Annotated in this window: 22 protein-coding genes; 13 read left to right on the top strand and 9 right to left on the bottom strand. The window is 44.8% G+C overall.

Going from position 1 to position 24047, the window contains the following annotated elements; genetic code table 11:
• Window positions 1–11: 11 nt before the first annotated feature.
• The 6 genes from RT034_RS05300 to pnp all read left to right on the top strand — a co-directional run bounded on the left by RT034_RS05300 (window position 12) and on the right by pnp (window position 6160).
• Window positions 12–1028, top strand: a complete 1017-nt coding sequence (locus RT034_RS05300; RefSeq protein ID WP_313014562.1) for an Lnb N-terminal periplasmic domain-containing protein — start codon at window positions 12–14, stop codon at window positions 1026–1028.
• 20 nt (window positions 1029–1048) lie between these two features.
• Entirely contained in the window at window positions 1049–2008 is a 960-nt protein-coding gene (truB, locus tag RT034_RS05295) for a tRNA pseudouridine(55) synthase TruB (RefSeq protein ID WP_313014559.1), read from the top strand.
• Between the two features lie 378 nt (window positions 2009–2386).
• On the top strand, window positions 2387–2911 hold the full coding sequence (locus RT034_RS05290) for a type 1 glutamine amidotransferase domain-containing protein (protein WP_188875391.1): 525 nt from the start codon (window positions 2387–2389) through the stop codon (window positions 2909–2911).
• Between the two features lie 28 nt (window positions 2912–2939).
• Window positions 2940–3125: a hypothetical protein gene (locus tag RT034_RS05285; protein WP_128680788.1), complete on the top strand. Its 186-nt coding sequence runs from the start codon at window positions 2940–2942 to the stop codon at window positions 3123–3125.
• A gap of 208 nt (window positions 3126–3333) precedes the next feature.
• Complete coding sequence (gene rpsO / locus RT034_RS05280) at window positions 3334–3603, top strand: 30S ribosomal protein S15 (protein ID WP_219331997.1); 270 nt, start codon at window positions 3334–3336, stop codon at window positions 3601–3603.
• 415 nt (window positions 3604–4018) lie between these two features.
• Window positions 4019–6160 (top strand): polyribonucleotide nucleotidyltransferase, encoded by a 2142-nt coding sequence (pnp, locus tag RT034_RS05275; protein WP_313014554.1) that lies wholly within the window; start codon window positions 4019–4021, stop codon window positions 6158–6160.
• Window positions 6161–6406: 246 nt separating this feature from the next.
• Here pnp and RT034_RS05270 read toward each other — a convergent pair whose 3' ends face one another.
• The 4 genes from RT034_RS05270 to RT034_RS05255 form a co-directional block, all read right to left on the bottom strand.
• The gene (locus RT034_RS05270; RefSeq protein ID WP_313014552.1) at window positions 6407–6907 is read right to left on the bottom strand and encodes a hypothetical protein; all 501 of its coding nucleotides are present in this window, start codon (window positions 6905–6907) and stop codon (window positions 6407–6409) included.
• 43 nt (window positions 6908–6950) lie between these two features.
• Complete coding sequence (locus tag RT034_RS05265; RefSeq protein WP_313014550.1) at window positions 6951–8168, bottom strand: hypothetical protein; 1218 nt, start codon at window positions 8166–8168, stop codon at window positions 6951–6953.
• A gap of 256 nt (window positions 8169–8424) precedes the next feature.
• Window positions 8425–8676: a YheV family putative metal-binding protein gene (locus tag RT034_RS05260; protein WP_313014548.1), complete on the bottom strand. Its 252-nt coding sequence runs from the start codon at window positions 8674–8676 to the stop codon at window positions 8425–8427.
• A 39-nt stretch (window positions 8677–8715) separates the two neighbouring features.
• Window positions 8716–10926, bottom strand: coding sequence for a M3 family metallopeptidase (locus RT034_RS05255; RefSeq protein ID WP_313014542.1), 2211 nt, complete (start codon window positions 10924–10926; stop codon window positions 8716–8718).
• 297 nt (window positions 10927–11223) lie between these two features.
• On the opposite strand from RT034_RS05255, the gene RT034_RS05250 reads away from it, so the two are divergent.
• Window positions 11224–12012 (top strand): endonuclease/exonuclease/phosphatase family protein, encoded by a 789-nt coding sequence (locus RT034_RS05250; protein ID WP_313014537.1) that lies wholly within the window; start codon window positions 11224–11226, stop codon window positions 12010–12012.
• Window positions 12013–12194: 182 nt separating this feature from the next.
• Window positions 12195–12467, top strand: a complete 273-nt coding sequence (locus RT034_RS05245) for a hypothetical protein (RefSeq protein ID WP_313014533.1) — start codon at window positions 12195–12197, stop codon at window positions 12465–12467.
• A gap of 151 nt (window positions 12468–12618) precedes the next feature.
• Here RT034_RS05245 and rnr read toward each other — a convergent pair whose 3' ends face one another.
• The gene (gene rnr, locus RT034_RS05240) at window positions 12619–15015 is read right to left on the bottom strand and encodes a ribonuclease R (protein WP_313014531.1); all 2397 of its coding nucleotides are present in this window, start codon (window positions 15013–15015) and stop codon (window positions 12619–12621) included.
• 347 nt (window positions 15016–15362) lie between these two features.
• Here rnr and rlmH point away from each other — a divergent pair, with 347 nt between their 5' ends.
• Together rlmH and RT034_RS05230 are read left to right on the top strand one after the other, a co-directional pair.
• Entirely contained in the window at window positions 15363–15869 is a 507-nt protein-coding gene (gene rlmH / locus RT034_RS05235) for a 23S rRNA (pseudouridine(1915)-N(3))-methyltransferase RlmH (RefSeq protein ID WP_007115101.1), read from the top strand.
• 157 nt (window positions 15870–16026) lie between these two features.
• Complete coding sequence (locus tag RT034_RS05230; RefSeq protein WP_313014527.1) at window positions 16027–16851, top strand: DODA-type extradiol aromatic ring-opening family dioxygenase; 825 nt, start codon at window positions 16027–16029, stop codon at window positions 16849–16851.
• 3 nt (window positions 16852–16854) lie between these two features.
• On the opposite strand, the gene RT034_RS05225 is transcribed toward RT034_RS05230, so the two are convergent.
• Both RT034_RS05225 and asd read right to left on the bottom strand, forming a co-directional pair.
• The gene (locus RT034_RS05225) at window positions 16855–18096 is read right to left on the bottom strand and encodes a multidrug effflux MFS transporter (RefSeq protein WP_313014522.1); all 1242 of its coding nucleotides are present in this window, start codon (window positions 18094–18096) and stop codon (window positions 16855–16857) included.
• A gap of 179 nt (window positions 18097–18275) precedes the next feature.
• On the bottom strand, window positions 18276–19109 hold the full coding sequence (gene asd / locus RT034_RS05220; RefSeq protein WP_007115104.1) for an archaetidylserine decarboxylase: 834 nt from the start codon (window positions 19107–19109) through the stop codon (window positions 18276–18278).
• A gap of 151 nt (window positions 19110–19260) precedes the next feature.
• Here asd and dtd point away from each other — a divergent pair, with 151 nt between their 5' ends.
• The 3 genes from dtd to phoR all read left to right on the top strand — a co-directional run bounded on the left by dtd (window position 19261) and on the right by phoR (window position 22000).
• Window positions 19261–19713, top strand: a complete 453-nt coding sequence (gene dtd / locus RT034_RS05215) for a D-aminoacyl-tRNA deacylase (RefSeq protein WP_313014518.1) — start codon at window positions 19261–19263, stop codon at window positions 19711–19713.
• Between the two features lie 190 nt (window positions 19714–19903).
• Window positions 19904–20602: a phosphate regulon transcriptional regulator PhoB gene (gene phoB, locus RT034_RS05210; protein WP_007115106.1), complete on the top strand. Its 699-nt coding sequence runs from the start codon at window positions 19904–19906 to the stop codon at window positions 20600–20602.
• Between the two features lie 90 nt (window positions 20603–20692).
• Window positions 20693–22000, top strand: a complete 1308-nt coding sequence (phoR, locus tag RT034_RS05205; protein WP_313014514.1) for a phosphate regulon sensor histidine kinase PhoR — start codon at window positions 20693–20695, stop codon at window positions 21998–22000.
• On the opposite strand, the gene RT034_RS05200 is transcribed toward phoR, so the two are convergent.
• Together RT034_RS05200 and mscL are read right to left on the bottom strand one after the other, a co-directional pair.
• Window positions 21975–23387, bottom strand: coding sequence for a D-amino acid dehydrogenase (locus RT034_RS05200; RefSeq protein ID WP_313014512.1), 1413 nt, complete (start codon window positions 23385–23387; stop codon window positions 21975–21977). The two genes, phoR and RT034_RS05200, sit on opposite strands and share 26 nt — an antisense overlap.
• 92 nt (window positions 23388–23479) lie before the next feature.
• Window positions 23480–23911: a large conductance mechanosensitive channel protein MscL gene (mscL, locus tag RT034_RS05195; RefSeq protein ID WP_036595296.1), complete on the bottom strand. Its 432-nt coding sequence runs from the start codon at window positions 23909–23911 to the stop codon at window positions 23480–23482.
• Window positions 23912–24047 lie beyond the last annotated feature (136 nt).

The following is a 24047-nucleotide window of genomic DNA, read 5'->3' as shown; positions in this document are numbered from 1 at the left end:
AGGGATGTTGAATGCAGTTACTTTGGGGTATCATTAAGTTTATCGTCATTATTCTCTCAAGCCTGTGGGTCGGGGTATTTGTATGGACGCATCAGCCCTTAGGCAGATATGTCAGTCTGACACTGATTAGCGTATGGGTATTTTTTACCCTCGCTGTTTTGGTCAGTATCATCAAACCAACCCTATTTTCACCCCTACTTTCTCATCAGTCTTTATTATTTATTTTTTTTGCGGTGGTGGCGATTGCCATTGCATGCTTTTTTTCGATGTCAGCTAGCAATGAGCGGGATTGGAACCCTGAAGTTGCCCAAATGTTAGACTATCGGCTTGACAGTGATGGCAACACACTCACGATTAGCAATGTTAGAAATTTTGATTGGCAAGATAAAACCCATTTTCAGCCGCGCTGGGAAACTAGGCAATACGACTTGGCAAAACTGCAAACGGTTGATTTTATTGCCTCTTATTGGATGGGCGATGCCATTGCCCATACGCTAGTGAGTTTTGGGTTTAGTGATGGAAAGCAGCTTGCGTTATCTATCGAGATTCGCAAAGAAGTCAATGAACAATTTAGTACGCTGGGTGGATTTTTTCGCAAGTTTGAATTGGTGATTATCGCTGCCGATGAAAAAGATATTATTTATACCCGTAGTAATATCCGTCATGAAGATGTTTATATTTATCCCATCAATATGCCAAAACACCATATTCAAGCGCTGCTGCTTGCGTATCTAGCGAAAGCCAAGTCCTTAAAAACGCAGCCGACATGGTATAATTCATTGGTAAATAACTGTACCACGGCAATTTATGAGCTGATTGACGATATCCAACCTTTGCCATTTGATTATCGTATCTTGTTATCGGGCTATATCCCCAGTTATCTATATGACCAGCAATTGATTGATAACCGCTATAGCTTGCAGCAGTGGCAACAACGGGCGCACATTAACCCAAAGTCAAAGCCGTATTCTGTCAACCACCCTATTAGCGCAGCAGATTACTCGCAGCTGATTCGAACCGACTTTTAATGAATTGATAAATCCATAACATGATGACCCAACCAAAAATAGCCAAATCCATCGTCTCTGGTGTCTTACTGATTGATAAACCGCAAGGGATGACTTCCCAGCAAGTAGTATCAAAAGTCAAATACTTGCTCAAATCTGATATGCACGACAGTAAAAAAGCGGGTCATACAGGCACCCTTGACCCAATGGCAACCGGGTTGCTGCCGATTTGTCTGGGAGAAGCGACCAAGTTTAGCCATTATCAACTCGATGCCATCAAATCTTACCAAGCGATTATCAAACTTGGCGAGCAAACTGATACCGGGGATGCTGAGGGGGAGATAATTGCCACGAGCCCTGTACCGCATGTGACACAAGCAATGTTACAAAGCGTCACTGAGGAATTTTTGGGTGAGATAATGCAGGTTCCGCCCATGTACTCCGCCCTCAAAAAAGACGGCAAAAAGCTGTATGAACTGGCACGTGAAGGTATTGAAGTGGAGCGAGCAGCACGTCCTCTCACCATTTATGAGCTGTCACTCACTCCCCTATCCGACCAACAATTGCAATTAACCGTTACTTGCTCCAAAGGCACTTATGTGCGCGTGCTGGCTGAAGATATTGCCAAAGCGCTGGGCACGCTAGGACATCTGACAGCACTTAGACGGATACGCACGGGTGATTTTGAGATTGCTAATGCCATCACCTTAGCCGATTTTGCCGCGCTCGATTTTGCAGCGCGGTTTGATAAGCTATTAGCAGTGGATGCCTGCGTTCACTCACTACCAAGCTTAGTATTAGACGATAGCCAATCAAAGCGCATTCGACAGGGTCAACGCTTAAACGTCAAGACCACCATGTTAACTCAGCAGCTCATCTTAACCGCCAATCAAATGTTTCGCTTGTTTGACGACCAGCAGCAATTTTTGGGTACAGGACTACTTGAACCCAATGGTCGTTTACAACCAATGAAGCTGGTTAATTTAAACCCGCCACAGTAAGTCAGTAAACCTACCATCTTGCTAATTTTTTGCTGTGTTCACATAATTTGCTCAATGGGCGATGTGATGTCACAAAGCGAGTACGTTTTTTATCCATTGATACAAAACGTGACGCTTTGCTAGCAGTTTTTATCCGGCGATTTCTTTATTCTTAGTGGTATTGATTCATTTGCTTCTTTGCTTAGCAAGCTTTGCTAATAAAGAACAAACAGCGGTTTATTTAGAGAACTTTATATAATTAATAAATTAAAAATCAAATAGAAAAATCAAATAATAATCTCAAAATAAAGCGCGCACCTTACAGATGAATCGATAACAACAACAATTTTTTTCTTTAACTATCTTTAACTTAAATAATGAAACAATAGGATAATTACCATGGCTAAGATTGCTATTTTACTTGATACCGACTTTGAACAAGTCGAATATACCCAAACCAATGACCTCCTTAAAGCTAAAGGTCACCAAACCACTTTAATCACCACACAACCACAAAAACAAGTACGCGGGCTTAATCATACTGACCCTGCTGACACCTTTACCGCTGATTTATTAATTGGTGAAGCCAACGCAGCCGATTATGATGCCATTGTATTACCAGGTGGCGGTGCCAATGCCGATGTGTTGCGAGCGAATACCGATGCACAAGCAATGGTAAAAGCGTTCATGAATGCCGGTAAACCTGTTGCAGCGATTTGTCATGCACCGTGGATTTTTGCGGATACCGAAATTGCCCGTGGTAAAAAATTAACCGCTTACAAAACCATCGCTACTGACCTAAAAAATGCAGGTGCGCAGTTTGAAGACAAATCAGTGGTGATAGATGGTAATTTGATTACCAGTCGTCAACCTGAAGATATTCCAGATTTTGCTGAAGCGATTGACCAAGCATTGACTAAATAAGCTCGGCTAATAAGAAAAGGAGATTGCCATGCAACCAACTACCATGACAGATATTGAAAAAATGGACAAGAAAGCGCCTGACGCGACATTTGTTGCCGATACTACGCCTAATGATGCGGATGAAGTGACTTCTGATAAACTCACCACCGCGCCACAAGAGCAGCTTGACCGTCTGCATAGCGAAACACCCAAACAGCCTACGGGCAATCAGTAAGTTGAAAGCTTAAATCTATTAAAAGCCTTAATAAATTCAACACCCTAATGCAAATTAGGGTTTTTTTATTGGGCAATATTTGGTAAAATAATGCTCCTTTTTGACGGTTAACTACTGAGAAGCGTGGTTATCCTGATTTTTTTACACTAATCGTCTCAACTGATAGCCGATTAGGCTTCTCACTTTATGCTAAAAAAGCTAGGAAAACATTATGTTGACTAACCAAGACCGCGCAGATGTAATCGCAAAATTCCAACGCTCTGAAAATGACACAGGTTCTGCAGAAGTTCAAGTGGCATTATTAACAGCACGTATCAATGACTTACAACCACACTTTAAAGCACACAAAGCTGACCATCACAGCCGTCGTGGTTTGATTCGTATGGTTAACTCACGCCGTACGTTACTTGATTACTTAAAACGTAAAGATGCAGACCGTTATACTGCACTCATCAACGAATTAGGCTTACGTCGCTAATCTATCAGCGCATTATGAGCTTTATTTAATCAGCGGCTGCTTTTGGGTAGCCGCTTTTTTATGGGTTCAATATTTTTAGCGAATTGTCTTTTTACTTTTACCCTCACTATTCACTTTTACCCTCACTATTAGCTTAGTCATTACCCATCGTTTGCTATTAGTGGTTAAAGCGCAGTTAAAAGGTGGTGATTCGCCACAAAACTAGGTAAAATAGACAACGCATTGTGCCTGCACAATTGCAGTTTATACTTACTTTTTTTAAAGTATTTTTTAACTTAGGCTGATTTAAGGCTGCTATCAGGCGAATTGGTAGATTGCTTCTAACGTTTGTATTTTTTGAAAAGAACACAAACGTTAGGGGCTATTACTAAAACTTAAATCGCCCTATTCATCACACAAAGGATAAAACCGCATTATGTTTAATATCATTACTAAAGAATTCCAATATGGTAATCAACAAGTTACATTAGAAACAGGTCGCATTGCACGCCAAGCTAATTCAGTGGTCGTCCACATGGGCGGCGTCTCTGTGCTAGTGGCTGTTGTGGTAAAAGACGAGGCGCAAGCGGGTCAAAACTTTTTCCCATTGACCGTCAACTACCAAGAAAAAATGTACGCTGCTGGTAAAATCCCAGGTGGCTATGGCAAACGCGAAGGTCGCCCATCTGAGATGGAAACCTTGACTTCACGCCTCATTGATCGCCCGATTCGTCCATTATTCCCAGAAGGTTACTTCAACGAAATCCAAGTGACCGCCACGGTGATTTCGTCAGACAAAAAACAAGATGCTGATATCGCAGCGATGATTGGTACTTCAGCGGCATTGGCAATTTCATCAGCGCCATTTAATGGTCCGATTGGTGCGGCACGTGTCGGTTTTATCAACGATGAATATGTGCTAAACCCAAACCATGAAGCGCTAAAACAAAGCTCGCTCGATTTGGTGGTCGCGGGTACGTCGTCTGCGGTATTGATGGTCGAATCTGAAGCCAAAGAATTGTCAGAAGACCAAATGCTTGGCGCGATACTATACGGTCACGCCCAGCAACAAGTCGTGATTGATGCCATCAATGAATTTGCCAAAGAAGTTGGCGTACAAAAAAACCAATTCGTTGCCCCTGCTGTCAACGAAGCCTTGCAAACTACCCTACAAAATCAATTTGCTGCAGCGATTTCAGAAGCGTATACCATCAGCGAAAAAGCCAGCCGTTATACTCGCCTTGATGAAATCAAAAACCAAGCCATTGAAGCCTTAGCCGGTGACGCAGAAGCCGAAGGCTATGCCGACAACGTGGCACAAATCAAAGAGCTATTTGAGACCCTAAAATACCGTACGGTCCGTGACAATATTTTGTCTGGCAAACCCCGTATCGATGGTCGTGACTTGCAAACTGTCCGTGCCTTAGACATCCAAGTTGGCGTACTGCCTTACACGCATGGTTCAGCGCTATTTACCCGCGGTGAAACACAAGCGCTCGTTACCACCACGCTTGGCAACAGCCGTGATGTGAACATGATTGACACCCTTGCGGGCACCAAACAAGACCACTTCATGCTGCATTATAACTTCCCAAGTTACTCAGTGGGCGAAACGGGTCGTGACAGCGGTCCAAAACGCCGTGAAATCGGTCATGGTCGTCTAGCACGCCGCGGTGTACAAGCCATGCTGCCAGATAGTGACCGTTTCCCATACGTGATTCGTATCGTATCTGACATCACCGAATCCAATGGTTCATCATCAATGGCATCGGTCTGTGGCGCATCACTGGCGTTAATGGATGCCGGCGTACCACTAAAAGCGCCCGTTGCTGGTATCGCAATGGGTCTGGTTAAAGAAGGCGAGCGTTTTGCCGTGCTGTCTGACATCTTGGGTGATGAAGACCACCTAGGTGATATGGACTTTAAAGTCGCGGGCTCTGCCAATGGCGTGACTGCGTTACAAATGGATATCAAAATTGAAGGTATCACCCCAGAGATTATGGAAAAAGCCCTACACCAAGCGCATGCGGGTCGTATCCATATTTTAAATGCGATGAATGAAGTCATTTCAACCAGCCGTAAAGAAATCAACGCCCATGCACCAAACTTTGCGGTGATTGATATCGATCCTGAAAAAATTCGTGACGTGATTGGTAAAGGTGGTGCAACTATTCGCCAACTGACTGAAGAAACAGGCGCAGTGATTGATATTGATGACAACGGTACCATTCGTATCTTTGGTGAAAACAAAGCAGCGACCAAAGCCGCGATTGCTAAAATCGAGGCGATTACGGCAGAAGTAGAAGTCGGCAAGACTTATACAGGTAAAGTGGCTCGTATTGTTGAGTTTGGTGCGTTTGTCAATGTATTACCTAACACTGACGGTCTGGTGCATATCTCACAAATCTCTGATGCGCGTATCGAGAATGTGAATGATGTGCTTAAAGAAGGGCAAACGGTGAATGTACTGGTACAAGACATCGACAACCGTGGACGTATTAAACTCACCATGAAAGGTGTGGATCAAACCATCGCGTCAACTGAATCTGCTGATACTGAAACGCCAGCGGCTGAATAGTTTTATTAAAATGTAGCTATCAAAAATTAAAAACCGCTTTATCGTAAGGTAAAGCGGTTTCTTTTGGGATAAATTTTGGCAAACGCTATGAAAACATCATTACAGTAATTAGAAAAAATGCCCGATAATAAGAAATAAGAAGGTTTTGACCTCGTTGGTATTTTACTATTTGCAATACGCCGATGGCGACAGTGAATCACTGAGTAGCCATCGATAAAATCTTGAAAACTATTTAAACTAATAGCGTTAACGATAAACCACCACATTCAAACTACTCACAGGCTGAAGATATTTTTCAAACAGTGGCAAAATATCTTCATCAAAACTTTTATCCTTTGGCAAAATGAGTTCATCACTTGCCAATATTGCCACACGGCGAATACCTTGATACCGCCCCCAATCAAACACAATTTTCTCTAACTTTTGTAACGCTGATACGATATACTCAACATGCGGCGGATTTTCGGCAAATTCTGTGATTGCCATATCCACGATGAACTGAGGCTTTGATAACGCCCCACCGACTGCCATACCCGCCAAATCACGCTGCGGGGTAAACTGTAACACATCACCGAGCAACAGCTGCGAACGCTCACAGGCTTGCTTGTAAACGGTGTAATGCTCAGGATATAGCGATTGGTATTTAAGTAAGGCGCGATGACGAAAAATACCTGACACCGGGACGGGCATGATGAGCGCTTGATAGCGGTCTTGAAACAAGGTTTTTTTATCGACTTGGGTCAGCACTACTTAGCGTTCCAGTTATTTGTTGGTTGTTATTTGTGGGTGGTTATTTGTTGGCGGCTTTTTGCTGTTCAAGCTGTGCAACTTGCTGTTCTAGCAGCTGGATACGCTCTTCTTTTTTACTACTCAGCTCATTCATCATACGCAGCTGGTCTTGCATCATGGTTTCTTGCTCTTTTAGCTGCGCGCTCTGCTCTGACAATCGACTCAGCTCTTCTTTGGCAAGCGCCGGATCTTCAGGTAGTGTCGGCGTAAGAATTTCTTCTGGCGTGATTGCCGGTAGCGCTGCGGTCGCATGGGCTGAGCTAGTGGTTGCCTCCGCTGCGACGGTTGACGCGGCAGGCAAGCTAGCGCTAGCTTGTGGTTTTACTATAGGCGCTGCAGTTTTGGGTATTGCGTGTGCTTGGGTCTGCGTCTGTGATTGCGCGGTGGATTTGTTGGGCTCGCTTGACTGCCCCATAAAAAACCATGCCAAGGCAGCCAGTGCCAACCCTGCACCCACTAGCAACCCAAGTTGATTGCGTTTTTTTAATGTCCGTTTCGCTAGTGGTTGACTTGGCGGTCTTAAAAATGGGTTTGGCGTCTGGGCGATAACCGCTTTAACTTCGGGTTTTGTTTTGGTTAATACAACGGGTGGCGTCGTTTCGATAGCCTCGATAGTCTCGATAATTTTTTTATCACTATTTTCATCACTACTTTGTGGTGAGATGGGCTGTGGTTGCGCATTATGTGTGTCCGATTCTAGACTTAGTTCTAGGTCTGGGTCTGGCTTAGCTGCTAACGGTAGGTTATCAATATCAAATATCAGCGCGTTATCGGTTGTCTGCGACGGTACGGGCTGTGACACTGTTGACGTATTGGCAGCGTCTTCGATAGTCACAGTGGTGTTGGGTTCAACAACGCTGGGTAGCTCATCTAAATCAAAATCATCAAAACTCAGCTTTTTGGGTGCGACAGTATCAGCCGCTTTTGTGTTATCTGCGGTATAGTCCGTTTTGCCATGAAGTAATTCGTCTTCCAACTGGTTTAAATCAATGGTATCTAGCGAAAACGCATTTTTGATTGCTGTCGTGTTTGGGGATGTGTCTGGAGGTATGTTTGGGTAGTTAGTCGCTTGCATCTGCGGCTGATTAGTTGTATCAAGCTGCAACGGATTATCTGACACGCCTGTCGTTGGATTTTCAGCCAGCTGTGATGATGGATTGGCATCTTCGCTAGTCGGGGCTATAGAGTCATTGTCTTTTTTTAGGCTAAATAATTTCATGTTGGGTCAATATCCCTATCCATGTCGGGCGGATCAGATGTCTGTACGATTTCATGCTAGGGATGTATATGCCAAGCTGGCATGAAAATGATGGTATACATTCGTTTGCTTGTTACTATAACAAACCGCAATCAAAAATAACAACTTTTGAGACAAAAACCTACTTTGAACGCCATACTTTGACCACCCTAATTGTATCAGGGACGCTTAAACTCGTTAACCTTATCAAAATTTACCCAGACCGCTTAAACTTGGCTTATTTAAACCTAACAATACCTGCGCTATCGTCGCCATAATGAACAGTTTCCTGATGATTAGATTGCTGAATTTCAATGATATCATCGGGTGTTGGGCGACGCTCGGTATAGCCACATGCCGTACATTCGATATACTCATCATACTCGGGCTGATATAGCTGAATCTGAACAACTTTATCCAGTGCTTTACAGCTTGGACAAGCCACCCCCGCCAAAAATTGACGTTTGGGGCGATTGGATTGATATCTCATAGTTTCTTCTTTTTACTAGCCTGTATTTTGACAACCGTGTTACCAAGCTTGGGTATTGGCGTTATCGGTGTCATCGCTCAGCAGTTCATCATAGCTGCTGGTTAAAAATCCCGAGTGGCGTAACAGCGCATCAATACGAGCTTCACGACCGCGAAATGCCTCAAAGTTGGCTTTTGCAGATTGGCTACCGCCTTTGGCTAAAATGTTATCACGGAAAGATTTGCCAGCGTTTTTATCAAAAATACTGGTTTCTTCAAACTTGCTAAACGCATCGGCTGACAACAGTTCTGCCCATTTGTAAGAATAATACCCTGCCGCATAGCCGCCTGCGAAAATATGGCTAAAACCATTGGCAAAACGGTTATAACTGGCGGTCGGCATAATCGAAACATCGGCACGCACGCTGTCGAGTAACGCCAATAACTGGGGATAATCGGGGGCTGGGGTTTTGGCATGTAATAACAAATCAAATAGCGCAAACTCTAGCTGGCGCAGGGTTTGCATGCCGCTTTGGAAATTTTTTGCAGCGAGCATACTTTGTAGCATGCTCTCTGGCAACGTTTCACTCGTATCGACATGACGGCTGATTAATGCAATCCCTTCAGGGTGCCATGCCCAGTTTTCCATAAACTGACTGGGTAGCTCAACTGCATCCCACTCGACGCCATTCACGCCTGCCACATCGCCCACATTCACTTCAGTGAGCAGATGATGCAGCCCATGTCCAAACTCATGAAAGAGGGTTAACACTTCATCGTGGGTTAATAAGCTGGGTTTGCCGCGCTGTGTACCCGTTGGCGCAGGGCTAAAGTTTGCCACCATAAAACAAACGGGTAACTGCTGATAACCGCTATCATCGTGTTGATAACGCGCTTGAAAGCCACTCATCCATGCGCCACCGCGTTTGCCAGGACGGGCATATAAATCAAAATAAAAACCACCGATAAGCTGCTGATGTTCATTAAAAACTTGATAAAAACGCACGTCATCATGCCAGCGCTGTGTGCTTGCAGTTTTATCTTCAATCTGAATGCCATACAGTTTTTGCACAATCTCAAATAAGCCTGCGATGACTGTCGGCACTGGGAAGTACGGACGGACTTGTTCTTGCGAAAGATTAAATTGACGTTGTTTAACTTTTTCTGCCAGATACGCCGTATCCCAAGGTCGCACCTCATCGCCCTCATCACCGATGCCAAACGCTAAACCTTCAACTTGCAGTTGTTTTAAATCTTGCATGGCAAAGGGTCGTGCTTTGTCTGCCAAATCCCGTAAAAACTGCTCTACAGTGTCGACATTGTCCGCCATTTTAGTGGCAAGCGATAACTCAGCAAAATTATCATAGCCCAATAACTGGGCTTTTTGTGCGCGTTTTGCCAAGATATCTGCCATGATATCGGCATTGTTAAATTCTAGCTGCGCTGACAATTCAGAGGCACGGGTAACATACGCACGATACAAGGTTTCGCGTAACTCGCGGTCATCGGCATACGTCATCACCGCAAGATAGACTGGGATATCAAGTGTCGCGACATAAGGCGTTGCCAATACTTGCTCCGGGAATTTTTCTGTGTATCGGTTACCCGCATCTGCCAGCATGGCAAGCGCAGATTCAGGCAGTCCTGCCAGTTGCGATTCGCTTAACGGTAAAAAGTAGCTTTGGGTGGCATCGAGCACGTTATCGGAGAATTTAGCCGATAGCGTAGATAACTCGCTGGCAAGGGTGGCAAATTGCTGTTTTTGCGCCTCACCCAAACCCACACCGGATAACTCAAAACTTTGTAGCGCCAATGTCAACGAGCGTTGTCTTGCAGGGTCTAAACGCTCAAAAAATGACTGATCGCTCACCACACGCTGATAGCGTTGATACAGCGGGAGATGTTGACCAACCGCCGTACCGTAGGCAGAAAGCGCGGGCAATAATGCATGGTGAAGTTCACGGATTGGCTCATCACTGACCACGCTATTTAAGTGCGATAGCAAGCCCCAACTGCGGTCTAATGCTAAATTCACATGGTCAAAAGCGATGATATCATTGAGCGCTTGCTGGCTGCTGAGTTTTGTATCGTTAACTTGGCTATCAGCTTGCGCAGCTTTGTTATCGAGCCTAGCTTCATCATCGAGCATAGTCAAAAACGCATGTCCATTCGCCAACGCCTCATCGATTGCCGTCTTGAGTCGCTCAAGCGCTAACTGATTAAATTCAACAAGGTGCAAATTTTTTGTCGGATTTTCTACATCATTGGTCATACTGTTTTCCAAATTTCTATCGCTCGTTGATGATTGAGAGTAAAAGTCGTCATTGCCCAAAATTTTAGCATAAAAACCGCAATGCTTGGCAAAGCTACCCCATTTTACTACATAGGTTTACTACATGCGTTTGCGACATAAATGTCGACAACCATTATATTGTGACAATTTTTTGTCAAAACAAGCCAGCCATACAATTTCACGTTAAAATAATGCCATGTTTATCATTGTGATTTTATTATGCGCTCACTAACACCTAAAAAAATAACACCTAAGCAAGTAGCATCTAACGAAATAGTGTCTAACCAAGTATCAGGCGCCCAACCACCAAAAAACAGCCTAATCATCACCAGTTATAACATCCATAAAGGCATGTCACCCCTCAATCGTTTTGTCAAAATGGAAGGCATCGCCGCTGCACTTGACCAAGTGCAATCTGATATTATCTGTTTGCAGGAAGTCCAAGGTCAAAATCTCAAACGGGTGGTGAAATACAATGAATTTCCCGACCAGTCCCAACATGAATGGTTTGGCGAGTATTTACAGCTTGAAAACAGCTATGGCAAAAACGTCGAATATAACCACGGTCATCATGGCAATGCGGTGCTAAGTCGCCATCCGCTTGACCCCAAACACAACGTCAATATCACAGTGAGCCGCCTTGAGCAGCGTGGTGTATTGCACTGCGAAATCCAGCCCAAAGGCTGGCATACGCCCATTATCGTGCTTTGTGCGCATTTAAATCTGATGGAAAATGACCGTGAAAAACAATATGAGGTGATAAGCCAGTATATCAATAACGAAATCGACCAATCCACGCCGCTGATATTGGCAGGCGACTTCAATGACTGGAAAAAATTATCCTGTCAAAAGCTTGGCTGTGACCTTAATTTACAAGAAGCCGTGCTGACTCACCATGGCAAACTACTGCCTACCTTCCCTGCCAAGCTTCCGGTATTAAGCCTTGACCGTATCTATGTGCGTAACCTACAAGTACACCGTGCTTGGGTGCATAAGGGACAACCTTGGTCAAATCTCTCTGACCATTTGCCGGTTAGTGCCGAAGTCAGTCTGCTACTAGATTAGACATTAAAAGATTAACAGATTAAATTTGCATGATTTTTGCACCAAGGTAGCCTAGCAATTTTTATAGACATGACTGTCAATTTTTGTCCTAGCAAAACCCGATTTGACGTTTTAGGCCACAGTCTTTAGACGTCAGGCTTTAGACATTGGTAAGCCAAATTGACGCTACACTGGAAACCCCCATGCAACCAAAATTACTCATTATTTTTGCGATATTAGGCATCACCGCACTCGCTATTTTTAACCTAATATCATCACATCGTACTCAGCAAGTCATTGCATCCAATCAAGCCAGTAGTAGTGCCGCCTCTGCGCCTTTAGCCATAGCATCAAACGATAATTCATCGATTGGCGAGCAGCCTAAACAAGTGCTTGATAAGGCAACAACAGATTTGAATCAAGCCGCTAAGACCTCATCCAACAACTTGGCAAGCGCAGAGAAAACCACGCAATAATAACTTGACGTATTAGCTGCTAGTACCACTAAGCAAGACTGGTTAAAGCGCATCAAGTGGCTAAGATTAAGTGGTCAAAAACGTTTTTTTGTTTTAGCAGGTATTTGTCTCAACGATAAAAAAAGGGCAAATTGTATTGCCCTTTTTTCTATTAACGAGATTTGTTGCGCGCGTTACTTTTATTGTTAGCGCTTTTTGCTTTCCTGGTGCTCTCATTTGGCTTAGATTGAGCGTTAGGATTAGATAGCGCGTTGGGATTGGATTGAACAGAATTAGAGGCCGCTTGCGATTGACCGCGACTTTTGCCTTTACCGCGATTATTAAATGACGATTTTTCCAGCTGTGCCACCAAATCAAAATCAATCTGCTGGGTCTCCATATTGACGGCAGCGACTTTGACACGGATTTTATCACCAAGTCCAAACACCAGTCCTGATTTTTCACCAAATAACTGCTGCGCCTTGTCATCATATACAAAGTAATCCTCGCCCAAATGCGAGATATGAATCAAGCCATCAATGAATAAATCGGTAAGCGTCACGAACAAGCCAAAATTGGTCACTGTGGTAACCACTGCATCAAACGCTTCACCGATATGGTCTTTCATATAATGCGCTTTAAGCCACTGCTCAACAAAACGGCTGGCTTCATCGGCACGGCGCTCTGTCATTGAGGTCTGTTCACCCGCATCTTCTAGTGACCAATCTGGCAGCGGCGCTTTTTTGCCCGTCACTTTGGCTTTGATGGCACGGTGTAGCATCAAGTCGGGGTAACGGCGAATCGGTGAGGTAAAGTGGCTGTATTCCTCATACGCCAGCCCAAAGTGTCCGATATTAGTCGGTGCATAATTGGCTTGCTGCATAGAGCGCAGTAGCACGCTATGGATACTAATCGCATCAGGGCGCTCGCGTGTCGCTTCAATGATACGCTGATAATCTGCCTGTGTCGGGTTTTCTTCAGGAAATGACAAACCAAAATGCTTCACAAAGTCACTGACGCGAGCGGCTTTTTCCGCCTCTGGGCTATCATGATTGCGATACAAAACCGGCAATTCATGCTTGAGCGAAAATTCAGCCGCGCAGGTATTTGCCAATAGCATCATCTCTTCGATGAGCTTATGCGAGTCACCACGTGTCCGTGCCACAATGGCGCTGATTTTGCCGGCTTCATCAAACTTGATATAAGTCTCTTGGGTTTCAAATTCCATCGCATGGCGCTGTTCGCGTTTGACCAATAGCACTTTGTACAAATCATAAAGTACATCAATCGATTTCTTGACCGCTTTATTACCGGTGATAGTGACAGGCACTTCGGCTTTGGGCGTTTCCCCTTGCGCTTGGGCAAAATAATCATTGACTTGGTTATAAGTCAATCGCGCTTGAGAGTGCATCACGCTTGGATAAAACTCATAGCTGGTCACATTGCCGCTACGCGATAGTATGATGTCGGCTACCATACACAAGCGGTCAACACTTGGGTTTAAAGAGCAAAGCCCGTTGGAGAGTTTTTCAGGTAGCATCGGCACCACAAAATGCGGGAAATACACCGATGTACCACGCTCATAGGCTTCTTGGTCAAGTACTGAGTTGGCAGTCACATAATGACTGACATCGGCAATCGCGACCACCAAGCGATAGCCACCGCCGCGACGTTTCTCGGCATAGACGGCATCATCAAAGTCGCGCGAGTCTTCGCCATCAATGGTGACTAGCGGTAAGGCTCGTAAGTCGATACGGTCTTGATAGTCTTTTTGCGTCGGCTCTTTATACGCATCGACTTGTTGCATGACTTTTGGGCTAAACTCATGGGGAATATCGTAATTTAGCAGCGTGGTTTTGATAATCAACTCACGCTCGTTATCATCGACCAAGCTTTCAGTAATTTTCCCCGTCGCGTATTCATGCTGGGTGGGATAGTCAATGATATCGACTTTAACGGGGTCACCAATTTTGAGTTGTAGCGCTTCGACGTTTTCTTCCGTCACCGTAATCGGTTGATGATTGTTTGGGCTAATGAGTTCTACAAAGTAACCATCGTCATCTTTTGCAAGTTTACCAATATATTGTAGCTGGGCATGGGATACCACCGACAACACACGACCCATCATACGACCACGGTTGTCGGTGCTAGTAGCGATGGCTTTTACTTTATCGCCATGAAATACCCAGCGCATTTCAGTTTCATTCAAAAACAAATCCGGCATATCGTCAAGCACAACGAAGCCAAAGCCTTTGGCGTGGGCAGCGACCACGCCAGTCACGGCATCGCTCTCAGTCAATGGGCGATAAATGTAAGGATTGCCACCGTCGGCATCACGGCTTAATTGTCCATCCCGCAGCATGGCTTTTAAGCGGTTGCCCAGTGCGTCGTACTCGTCATCATCCAAATCAAAAATCGTCGCAAGCTCGTGTTGGGTAGCTTGTCCGCGCTCAAGTAGGGTTTGCAAAATCAGTACACGGCTTGGAATTGGGTTGTCATAGTTGGCTGCTTCAACAGCGGCATTGGGATCTTGCCAATTTTTCATATTGTTGTCGTCTTTTTTTATCATTTAAACTCTGTCATGCAAATTATTTTATCACCTTCATTAAATGCTAGGGGAAGTATTATCCATCATAGCGATAAAATCATGTTAAAATTTTGTTGCTCAGCTTAGCTTTAGTTCAGGCTTTAGCTCAGCTTAGGTTGCTTTAGGCTTCATCGCATTGTATATGGGTGCGTTGCAAGCGTTTTTAAATGGTTGGTTTTAATAATGGTTCATTTCAAGTTTTAATGTAAGTTTTAGTTAAGCTTTAATATAACTGGCTTCGGTAATGAGTATTCAATGGCTAACGGTGAATCATCACAGTGACATAGACAGTGACATAGATTGGTCAAAAAAATAACAGAGGGGAACCCATGAAAGCAAGAATTTTAGCCGTTGGACAAAAAATGCCAGCTTGGGTACAGACGGGATTTGACGACTATCATAAACGTATTCAGCCCATGCTCAGCACCGAAATCGTTGAAATCCCCGCCTGCAAACGCGCCAAAAACCCTTCGCCTGCCGAACTTGAAAAATATGCCATTACCGAAGGCGGGCTAATTCTGCAAGCGCACCAAGCCAAGAATTCAGCAGGTAAACGCGAACAACTAATTTGCCTAGACGTCCGCGGTAAGAATCTATCAACCGAAGATTTAGCGGCTAAAGTTGGCGAAGCCATGCAGCTGGGTGATGATATGGCGTTTGTAATTGGCGGTGCTGATGGCATTTCAAAAGAGGTATTAGCCCATGCGACATTCAAATGGTCGTTGTCCAATCTTACCTTGCCGCATCCGCTCGTGCGTGTGCTACTGATGGAGCAGCTGTACCGCGCTATGACCATTATTCATCATCATCCGTATCACCGCGGTGATTATTTTTAATTTTTTCCAGTTAACCTGTTATGTTTGATTATGTATGAAATCGCTGACATGGCTTGTTTTTGCGGATTTTTCCCTTATTTAACCTATTAATCCTTTTTAGTTAATCCTTATTAATTCGTTATCATTTCTATTTATCACTGCAACTTTAAGAAAATTGATGGAAAAAACCGAAAAACAACCAATCAGCCTGCAGCCATTTTTACCCAAAACACCGTACCAGCTTTATACCTTGCCCAGTTTGTTTATTTCACATGGGGCGCCGACGATTGCTATCGAAAACAACCGTACTACCCAAGCGCTGAACAAATTTGGGCAAAATCTGCCAAAACCGCGCTTGATTATCATCATCTCTGCGCATTGGCAAAGCCAGCATCTAGAAATCAATGGCAATGCGGCGCCCGCTACTTGGCATGATTTTAGCGGCTTTCAAAAAGCGCTGTATACAATCGATTATCCTGTCAAAGGCGATAGCCTGATTGCTGAGCAGCTGGCACAGCAGTTGCAGAGTTTGGGCGTTAGCACATCGGTCAATCGACTGCGTCCGTTTGACCATGGGGTATGGTCGCCGCTGGTGCATTTGTATCCGCAGGCAGATGTGCCGATTGTGCAGCTTTCGCTACCGCAGCATTTTGATAGTTATGCGTGTTTTCAGTTAGGGGCTTTGTTGGCGCCCCTACGGGCAGAGCAAGTATTAATCATCGGCTCTGGCAGTGTCACCCATAATTTGGCGCAGGTACAGTTTGATAGCGGTGAGGTGGATGCTGAGGCACGTGAATTTAAATATTGGTTGATTCATCAACTCAAACAACATATGCCAACGGCTTTAGATTGGCGGTCGCATCCATTTGCCCATCACAATCACCCCACCCCTGAGCATTTATTGCCGTTATTTTTTGCGGCCGGCGCAGGCTCAAAGATGAGCATCGTGCATGAAAGTTTTGCCCATTTTAGTTTGGGTATGGATGTGTATCGGTTTGACTAACCCTTACTCCACATCCGCCACATCAAGATTTTTGTCGATTTGAAATACCAAGAATGCGCCGATAGTCATGAGCATAAACATGGTAATACCTAGCTTGGCGACGGGATTAAAGGGCAGGATATTTAAGATTAATCCGCCAAAAATACCGACGACAAAGTTAAGAGAGCCTTGCAACGCACTCGCCATGCCCGCGCGGCGTTTTTGAAATGCCAAAGCAATGGCACCTGAATTGGGCTGAGTCAGTCCTAATCCTGCAATACAACAAAAAATGCTGGCGAGCACCAACGGCAGCCAAGCTTGCGTGCCAAAGACTAAGCCTAGCAGCATCAAACACGCTGCTGCGATTACTTGCATCACCGCCCCAAATCGCAGCAAGCTGACTAGACGATAACGGTTCACCAGCCATTGGTTGACCTGTGTCAAACCAATAAAACCTGCCGCATTCATGCCAAAAATCCAGCTAAAATGCTGCGGCGTCACCCCATACCCTTCCATAATTAGCTCAGGTGCGGCGCTGATATACACAAACATCGAACCCATCAGCAGCCCTGCGCCAATCGCAGGATAATTAAACTGGGTATCTTTGAGCAAATCCCAGTATTGGCTGAGCACGTCATTCATCGGACGGTTGTTGCGAAACGCATCGGTCAAGGTTTCATGCAGAAACAGCCGGGTCAGCACGATATTTAAAATACCAAACCCCGCCAAAAACCAAAAAATCACCCGCCAACTGGCGACTTTTAACAGCAACGACCCCAAGCTTGGTGCCAAAATCGGCGCAATCCCCATCACTAGGACCATTAGCGAAAATGCCTTTGCCATTTGCTTGGGATGCAAGCGGTCACGAATCATTGCCCGCGACACCACTGTTCCCACACACGCGCCCAACGCCTGTAGCGTTCGTGAGACAAACAACACGTATTCATTGGTGGTGGTGGCACACATCACCGAAGCAATCACATACAGTACCATGCCCACATACAAGGGCTTAATACGCCCAATCCGATCTGAAATCGGACCATAAAACAACTGCCCAACCACCAATCCTACAAAATAAGCAGGTACCGAATTAGACATAAAAGCCGTTGCCACGCCAAAATCTTGTGCCATATTGGGTAAGGCCGGCAAATACATATCAATCGACAGCGGGCCGATGGCAATAATCAACCCCAAAATCATAATCCAAACGGTTGGATAGTCTAAGTCGTGCGATGGCTGAGGTTGCGGTGTTTGCGGTAGGTTCATAGTGATCAATTTAAATAAAAAAGCAGGCAAAAATCATAAGTCGGCTATTATAAACAAATTTTCCTAAAATATTTTTCGTTATCGTTTAGTTTATGTGAGCAATCAACCGTGCAGATTGGCTAAAACACCCCATAAAAAAGGCAGCCTATGCTACCTTTTTTAGCGAATACCTTGACAGCTTACTGCAAAAAAGTACCCAAACGTTGACCCATTGTCACCGGCACTGAATTATAAAGACCTGCGCCCCAAGCCATGCCCGCTGATTTTGGTAATACCACAATCGCCGTTGAGCCCAAATAAAACCGCCCAAGTTCATCGCCTTTTTTCAATGTCATGTGATGGGTTTGACGCTGCACGCGATCACTACGTTTGATTTTTCCTGTGGCCACTGTTTCAATCCCTGCCACAATCATCGCCCCGACTAGCACAACGCAAGCTTTACCAAATTCGGTATCAAACACACACACGCAGCGCTCGTTACGGGCGAACAAATCGGTAATGTTTTCAGCGGTCTCGTTATTGACCGAGAATAGCTGTCCTGGCACATAGATGGTCTCTACCAAGGTACCGTCAAACGGCATATGCACGCGGTGATAATTAGTCGGTGCCAAATATACGGTGACAAAACTTCCCTCTTGCATGGCTTTGCCAAGTTCATAATCCGCGAGCAATTGCCCAACTTCATACGATTTGCCTTTAGCTTGCAGGATTTGGTCTTTATCGATTTGCCCCAATTGCGATATCATGCCATCTGCAGGACAGATCAGCGCATCTGGGTCATCATCAATCTTGCGCGCGCCATCTTTGAGCTCACGGGTAAAAAAATCATTAAAACTGTCATACTGAGAAAAACTACCGCGCGCATATTCCTCTAGCTTGATGCCATACACCGAAGCAAAGGTACGAATAAAGGTTTTTTTCACCATCGGATGACGGCTTTGGGCAAGGCGACCTGCGATTTCACTGATTTTTTGTTGTGGGACAAGCGATTGTAACGTCGTAAACAAGGTCATAAGTTACTCGAGATTGGCATTTTAAAGTTGGCTTATTATAATCAAAATCCCCCTTAGAATCACGGTATATTAAACATTGGGCTACGAGTTAAGCGACAAGCTAGCTGTTAAGTTAAGACGCTTACGCTCAAACTGACGGATAGGAAAAATCATGAAAGCAGTACTACAACGGGTGAAATTTGCCAAAGTAGAAGTTGGCGAAGCGCCTCACCCACAACAAATCGTCGGCGAGATTGCACACGGCGTACTTGTTTACCTTGGCCTTGGGCATGATGATACGCTTGCGATGGGGCAAAAAATGATTGATAAAATCCTAACCTATCGCGTATTTGAAAATGAACTAGGCAAAATGGATAAAAATGTGCAAGAGGTTAATGGCGGTTTACTGTTAGTGTCGCAGTTTACCCTCCTTGCCAATACCCAATCGGGTAGACGTCCTGATTTTAAGCCCGCGATGGCGCCCGACACTGCCAAAGCTTTGTTTGCCCAGATAGTAGCGTATGCCAAGACGCAATATGGGGCTGTGCAAACAGGCGAATTTGGCGCAGATATGCAAGTCAGCAGTTGCAATGATGGTCCGATAAATTTTATTTTTGAACTGTGATGCGACCTGTGTTAAATATCAAAAACTGAGTCAAACACCGAATTTTTTACAACACCACAAATAAAAGCCATAAAAGCTTATCGTTGTCATTTTTTTGTCATATTCTGAAGTTGTAATATGGGCATTGTAATATTGTTGTCATAAAATTATTTTGACAAACAGTTGCCTATTTTTATCGCTTGAGAAATTTATGAAAAATGAAACTATTTTGGTAGTGGAAGATGAGCCTGCCATTCGAGAAATGATCGTGACCACACTAGAGATGGCAGGATTTGATTGTTTGCAAGCCTCAGAAGTCTCTCAAGCCCATCATTTGGTAGTCGATCATCGTCCCAACCTCATCTTGTTAGATTGGATGCTACCCAATGGGCTATCAGGCATTGATTTATGCCGCCGCCTGAAAAAAGATGAAATGCTCTCTGAAATTCCTATCATCATGCTCACTGCCAAAGGCGAAGAGGATAACAAAGTTCAAGGACTTGACGCTGGGGCAGATGACTATATCACCAAGCCGTTTTCCACCCGTGAATTGGTTTCCCGTATCAAAGCGGTATTGCGCCGTAGTAGCGCATTGTCAGGCGAAAAACCCATTGATGTGGGCGGCTTGTCGCTAGACCCTGCCAGTCAGCGCGTGAGTGCCAATAACAAAGCGGTGGATATCGGACCGACAGAGTATCGGCTACTTGCTTTTTTTATGAGTCATCCCGAGCGGGCTTATACCCGTACCCAGCTACTCGATCAAGTTTGGGGTGGCAATGTGTATGTCGAAGATCGTACCATTGACGTGCATATCCGCCGCCTGCGTAAAGTGCTTGAGCCATTTGGGTTTGCGGACTATATCCAAACTGTACGTGGCACAGGCTATCGTTTTTCTAATAAAATCGATTAACAATAGCCTAATTAATCGTATTGAAATTTTTGCCAACTTATCCCAACTTCGCTATAGTAAACTTTCTCAATGGATGCTAGAAAAATTAATATGTGGGCGAGCATTTCACCTGTCGTAACAGCTGGGGTTGCCGGGCTGCTGATTGGCGGGCTATTAGGGTTTTGGGGTTGGGGACTGGCGATAGGGCTTTGCCTGTATCAGCTATATTTTTTATGGTCGATACAACGGTTCAAAGCGTGGTATAACAAAAACCCCGATGAGCCGCCGCCTGCATTTGAGCCCAATCTTAATGTTATCGCCAGTAATATCTACCAAGTCAATCGCCAAGAGAAATTGGCGCATCAGCAAACCGTTTCGCTAGTGCAAAAAGTGCGCGACTCGCTGAGCGCATTGCAAGACTCGATTATTCTGATTGACAAAAACGACTGTATCGAATGGTGGAACAACTCTGCCGAGCGGCTTTTTCATTTTAAAGCGCCCGACCAAGGTCGCAATGTGTTGACCATTATTCGCAACCCGCTTTTTCATCAATATTATCACCACATTGAAGACTATCCCGATGGTGTGCGTATCCATAGCCCGTCTAATATCGAGCGCTATGTGCAGTGCAAGATTACCAAATTTGGGCAAGAAAAATTACTGCTGATTTATGATGTCACCCGTTTTCAGCATTTAGAACAGATGCGAAAAGACTTTGTGGCAAATGTTTCGCATGAACTGCGCACGCCGCTTACCGTCATCATGGGGTATGTGGAGACTTTGAGTGAACAGCCTGAGTTAGATCCGCGTATTGCTCGCGCGTTTACTCAGATGATGCAGCAAAGTCAGCGCATGAATAACATTATCAATGACTTACTGTTATTATCTCGACTAGAGAACGATGAAAAACCTGCTGAGCCCAAAGACATTGATATTCCCAAAATGCTGATGCAATTGTTTGACGATGCGCAGATGTATAACAAGTCATACGACCATATGATTCATTTGCACATCGACAGCACGTTACATATTTTGGGTTATGAAGATTATCTGCGAAGTGCGCTCAGTAACCTGATTACCAATGCCATGAAATACACCCCAAAAGGTGGTGAGATTAGTATTAGCTGGCATGAGTGTGACGCGGGGGTATGTTTTAGCGTGACCGACAATGGCATTGGTATCGAGCAGCGCCATATTCAGCGCTTAACCGAGCGTTTTTATCGCGTGGACACGGGTCGAAGCCGTGAGACAGGGGGTACCGGTTTGGGGCTAGCAATTGTCAAGCATGTCTTGTATCAGCACCATGCCACCTTGGATATCACATCCACAGTTGGCAAAGGCTCGACCTTTACTGTGACCTTTCCAAAATCTGCCAGTATTCCAACCCAATCCCTTAATCCTGCAAGCCCACAAAGTTAAAATTTACTTGTGGCTGACGTCCTTGCATGATATCAGCCATCGCTTTTGCTGAGCCGTTCGAGTGCGTCCAGCCCAAAGTGCCATGTCCGGTGTTGAGATATAAATTATCAATACGTCCTTGGCGATTGACCGCGCGACCGATAATCGGCACATTTGACGGTGTCATTGGTCGCAGCCCTGTCCAATAATTTGGCTGGGTCAAATCTACCGCATCCCCAAACACTTCTCTCACCCGCCGCGTAATCGCTTGGCAACGAACGGGATTTAGCTCAAGGTTAAAACCGTTAAATTCAGCCGTTCCTGCTACTCGCAAGCGATCGCCTAAGCGCGAGTACACCAGCTTAAACTCATCATCAATCAAGCTCACATAAGGTGTCTCATCGGGTCGCAACACGGGGTACGTGGCTGAATAGCCTTTGGCAGGATAGATGGGTAAATTGATACCCAATGCTTTGACTAAGGCAGGACTATAACTCCCTAACGCCAGTACATAAGCATCCGCGGACAGTATCTGTGACTGCGCTGGCAAAGCGGCATTATCTTTGCTGTCAACGGACATTACTTCCACACCGTCAATGTGTTGATTATGATAAATAAGTCGTTTAATGGCAGTATTAAATAAAAATGTTACCCCTTGCTGTTGACAAAGTGCGGCCAAGCGATGGGTGAATTTTTGGGCATCCCCTGATTCATCAAGTGCCGTATAAGTCGCCCCAACCAATTCTTTGCCAATACCAGTTAACGCAGGCTCTAATTCTATCGCTTTATCCACACTAATCACTTGCCGATCACAACCCAATTGCTGCATCCGCTTAGTGGGTGCTATCGCTGCTTGAAACTCAGCATGATCGGTATAAAAATGCATAATACCGCGTTTCAGACAGTCATAATCAATGCCTGTTTGCACCCTAACCTCCCCCAGTACTTGCCGAGAGTATAATCCTAAATTGACCATCTGCACCAAATTAGCATCGGCACTTTTCGCATTGCACTGCTGCAAAAACTGCCAACCCCACCGCCACAGCGCCCTATCAGGGGCTGTATCTTGTCCCGCGTTGCCCGACAAACCCAACAACCGACGCCAGCGAAACAACAATGGCGCATCTTCTCGAAATAACCATTTTAGCGCTTTATAGGGTGTATCAGGGTTTGCCCAAGGCGTAGCATGTGACACAGATATTTGCCCACCATTGGCAAACGATGTTGACAATGCAGCGCTACTTTCACGCTCGATTACCGTTACCTCAAACCCTGCTTGTCGAAGCTGCCAAGCAGTGGTGACACCCGCCACCCCTGCACCAAGCACGATTACCTGCTTTGTCATAACTTGCCTTACTGTCGTTAACTGATAAATATGTATAGATAAAAAAGGTGGATTGATTAGCAATCAATAAAAAGCCCCCAGTTATCATGGAGGCTTTTTTTCATTTATAAATAACATGGGCTGAAATTTTAATCTATCAGCGTGAGTACAAACCGTTATTTACTTAATTTACTGCTGATTTCACGTAGCAATAGTACTTCTTCTGAAGGTTCTGGTGCAGCCGCTTCTTGCGCTTCGCTTTGACGGCGTAGGCGGTTCATAGCTTTCACCAACATAAAGATGATAAATGCCAAAATAATAAAGTTGATTAAGATGGTGACAAAATTACCATAAGCGAACACAGGCACACCCGCTTTTTTAAGTGCATCATACGTCATGGCGGTGCCTGCAGGTACATCACCTAACACCACAAACATATTGGTAAAGTCGATTCTGCCGCCCATAATCGCAGAGATAATCGGCATAATAATATCTTCTACCAACGACGTGGTGATTTTACCAAATGCGCCGCCGATGATGACACCCACTGCCAAATCCATCACATTGCCTTTGAGGGCAAACTCTTTAAATTCTGACATCATACTCATATAACTTCTCCTACTTTCAAAATAATTGCTACAATCGTTGACTAAAAAGCCCTTATCATCATAAGGAATTGTGTAAAATTTTAAACCTTTGCTTTGCAAGCGTGTAGATTAAATTAAAAAAGCTTGTAACAGGTAC

The organism is Moraxella sp. CTOTU48841, assembly GCF_032061225.1.
Classification (GTDB): domain Bacteria; phylum Pseudomonadota; class Gammaproteobacteria; order Pseudomonadales; family Moraxellaceae; genus Faucicola; species Faucicola cinerea.
This window is presented reverse-complemented; position numbering and strand designations above follow the sequence as displayed.